The following is a 3631-nucleotide window of genomic DNA, read 5'->3' as shown; positions in this document are numbered from 1 at the left end:
TGCCCCGCTCCCAACTCCATTTTGGCCGCCTCGCGCATGTGCGGAACCGCAGCGCGGATCATTCGGAACGGGGCGCTGAGGTGCACGTCGATGATTGCTTGCCACTGCGCATCGGTCATTTTCTGAACTACGCCATCCCACGTATACCCGGCGTTGTTGACGAGAATGGTCAGCTTCCCGTAGGTATCTACCGCCTTCTGCAATAGGGATTGAGGAAAAGCCAAATCCGTGATATCGCCGGGGACCGCGATAGCCGTTCCGCCCGCAGCCGCAATCTCCTTCACGACGGCATCGGCGGGCGCCGCATCCAAATCGGACACCACAACTTTTGCGCCCTGTTCGGCCATGAGTCTGGCCGTTGCCGCGCCTATTCCCCGCCCTGCTCCTGTGACTACCGCAACTTGGTTCTGCAACATACCCGACATAGTCTCACTTCCTTTCGCGCCCTGACGTACTTGACGCAACAGTTCCTGTGTTCCTTCCATCAAGTGCGTCGTTCTTGGGAAGGATAAGTAAGAATGCCTTGCTGTAAGTGTGAGTCGTGAGCACAGACTGACCGTTCCCCTATCCTACCACCCAATACGGCTTTCTGGCGCGCCAGTAGGGTTGTCTGAAGAGAGTCCGTTGGGCACTTGGCCTTCAGCCTTCAATTCTTCGACTGCGGCGTTCAAGGCAGCTCGCATTTCTTGCTCCTTCGACACAGATTCCTCTAAGCAGGAATACACACAATCTTGGATGACTTTCCCCCAGACCCACCTAGCTTGCGTTAGCGACCTTGCGGCATGGTGCCTCGATTCCGCGTCGCCATACTCCAATGTGTGGCAGTAGATGGCAGCCGCGCTCGAGAGGTAGTCGATATCAACCAGCGGTTTAGTGGACGTCCGGGCAGCTTCTCGCAGTATATCAAGACCCGTTGATGGAAAGACGATACGGTCGAGTGAACGAAGTATCCATTCGCTCTTCTTGAAGTCCCCCTTCGCGTTTTGTAGCTCGACACGGGAAATATCCAGAAATCTGGGGATAATGCCAGTCTCGAAACGATGCGTGAAGTCAAGAAGCGAACTGGGGACTATTGAGCGCCAGTAACGCTCTCGAATACCAGGGGTGGACAGAAGCGCGATAACGACAGTCTCACCAGTTCTGGCGTATCTATTTTCGGACTGCCAGAGTCGACCGTTAAGAGCAGCCATATTCGCAAGAGGGAAATCCTCTCCATCGATAGGCACTAGCCTCACGGAATCAAACAAGTCGTCCTCGTATAAGTTTTGTGCCTCACGATACTCGGCTTCCGCCACTTTTCCGAATGGTTCGAAGACTGACGAGACTGCATAGTCTTTGGGGAATTCAAATATCTCTGCTGCATTGGGTACGGCGCGGAGCGCGGTTCGCATAAGGTGAAGTGCAGTATCTCGGAGCACCGTATCTTGGCTAGATGCAAGTCTAGACAGTGTCTCCAAAACCTCATCGCGAATCGGCCCATCTTCAGGCACAATCACGATATCGCTAGGAAAGAACACCGTGTAGAAGAAGACAATTAGTGCGTCGCGCGGAGGAACGGATGCATCTTGTCCGGCGAGTGCGTTCCTAATATAGGGCAGAAGCCGGCTCAGAGCGGCTTCGCGGTCTTCTTTCTCATGAGTCTCGCGAATGGCGTTTGCCATGCACATCAGGATGACAGAACCCTTATCAGAGAGCTTCGAGCAGTCATCCTGGGACAGGGGCGCAAGCGGGAGACAACGGTAGACCAGAAGCGCTCGATAACTGAACTTCATACGCGACAATCTGACCGCACGCAACAATGAACCCATGTTTTCCAGAACGATGCTGGGCTCGCGCACAAGTCGAGTCAATGCCAACGCTTCCTCATCGGAATTGCCATCAAGCAAGTCGCAAACAAGGCCATATCCTGTACTTTCGCATTCGCCGAAATTCTCAAGCGCTCGCCAAGCTATACTTCGGGCTCTCTTGACACCAGTATTTGAACCATCCAGCGTATACGCGATGTCGCAAACCTGTTCCGCGACTTCTTTGTTAATCCACGCGGCATTTTCAAGTATTTCGAGTGCATCGTCTGCAGCCTTACTGTCATCGGATTTCGACAGCCGGACGAGGAGATCCAAGTATCTTTTTAAAGCATAGGGCGTGTATGTAAGAACGTCATACGAACCATTCTCAACGTTTCTCTGTGCGCACCAGAGATATCTGAGGATTGCTTCCCTGCCCCGGGCGTCACTTGCGGGCAGCTCCAACTGCGCTTCGAACATAGAGAACACGTCATCTATAAACTTCTTCTCTTCCGCGGGTGCTGAATCGGGCGGTAAGACGAAACTGACACGGTGAGAACATTGACGCAAACCCTGAGGATCGGAAAACAATCGAACAATCAACTCCTTGCGCAGTGGAGAAGTCTTGATCTTCTTTTCGAATGCGTCAAGATAGAGTTGGTCAATGACTTGTTCCTTGTCCGCATATCCACGCTTGGCATGGAGGCGTGGCAACATTTCGTCCAGTAATTGCTCGGCGCTCTTCAAGTTGATCTCTTCATAGAGTTCGTGAGATACATTCATGCTCCCCCATTCACGCATCGAGTAGGTCGTGTCCATGTTGAGGCTCTTGACGTTAGGATCCTCCTCTTGCTTTATCTTGAGCATTCCATCCATCATGCGCTGGCGTCGGCTCGGTAGCACCCACATGGCCGACCAAAGCGACCCTTCTGCCGCCCGGCGCACGTCGGGGTTGTCTGAGCGCAAGTAGGTGAACATTAGCGAAACGTAGGTGTCGATAAGGCTTGATTCTTTTGGCCTAACCGATCGGTTTTCCCCCAAGACGACTGTGTTGAGCGTTCTAAAGGCAATTTTTGTGGAGATAGTTGGAGAGGGTTCTTCCACCCAGTTTTGCACAGCGGACATCATCATGCACGCCGCCTTCTCGCGAGCTTCTGTATCCGCGATCTCATGGATTGTAGAGCCGAGGTGCGCGAGGATAGCGAACGTCATGATTCGGTTTTCCACGTCAACCTTCTGCGACAGTCCAACTCGAGATAACTCTTTATAGTCGACCTTTTCCGTAGCTTGAGGGGCAACTGATAGTAGCAAGGGTAAATTGCGTAGTATTGACTCGGGGTCTTTCGTCAGTTCCAGCAGGGCGTGCAAGGAAACTCGCGAGTCGTTAAGACGCAAGCGTCCAAGAAGTTCCTTCGTATCCGGGTCGAGGGTGCTTTCATCCACCTTTGGCAGGGGAACGGATTCAAGCAATGGAAGAAAGGGCACGTAGTCCGGATTTCTTCTCCTGTCTTCATGTATGCGCGATACAAACAGGATTGCCACGAGTAGAAGCATCCACAGTGCTACCGCAAGGGTTACTTTTGCGCGCATAGCCCCCCGCACAATCAGAGCAGTTTAGTACTATTACTGTCACTATACATCAAGTTGGTGCGTTTGAGGTAATGAATGTCGACAAGACTGCTTGCTTATGGTTGCATGGCGTGCCCAGTCTCACGTCAAGGCCGCGCGTGTGGAGCGGTTCACCAGAGCCACGCCAGCGACCGTAACACAACTTCCGAGCAGCATGCTTTGAGAGAGCGGCTCGTGAAGGATCAGCCACCCCAGTGTTAATGCCACGAATGGATTGA

General features: G+C 52.8%; 2 protein-coding genes. Both read right to left on the bottom strand.

The features are described from left to right. A partial coding sequence (locus K1Y02_25975) for an SDR family NAD(P)-dependent oxidoreductase (protein MBX7259830.1) occupies positions 1 to 425 on the bottom strand: 425 nt, incomplete at its 3' end. A 144-nt stretch (positions 426 to 569) separates the two neighbouring features. Beyond that, complete coding sequence (locus tag K1Y02_25970; protein MBX7259829.1) at positions 570 to 3374, bottom strand: hypothetical protein; 2805 nt, start codon at positions 3372 to 3374, stop codon at positions 570 to 572. Positions 3375 to 3631: the final 257 nt, after the last annotated feature.

This window comes from Candidatus Hydrogenedentota bacterium (genome assembly GCA_019695095.1).
Lineage (GTDB): Bacteria > Hydrogenedentota > Hydrogenedentia > Hydrogenedentales > SLHB01 > JAIBAQ01.
Note: the sequence above shows the minus strand (reverse complement) of the source record. Positions and strands in the feature narration are given on the sequence as shown.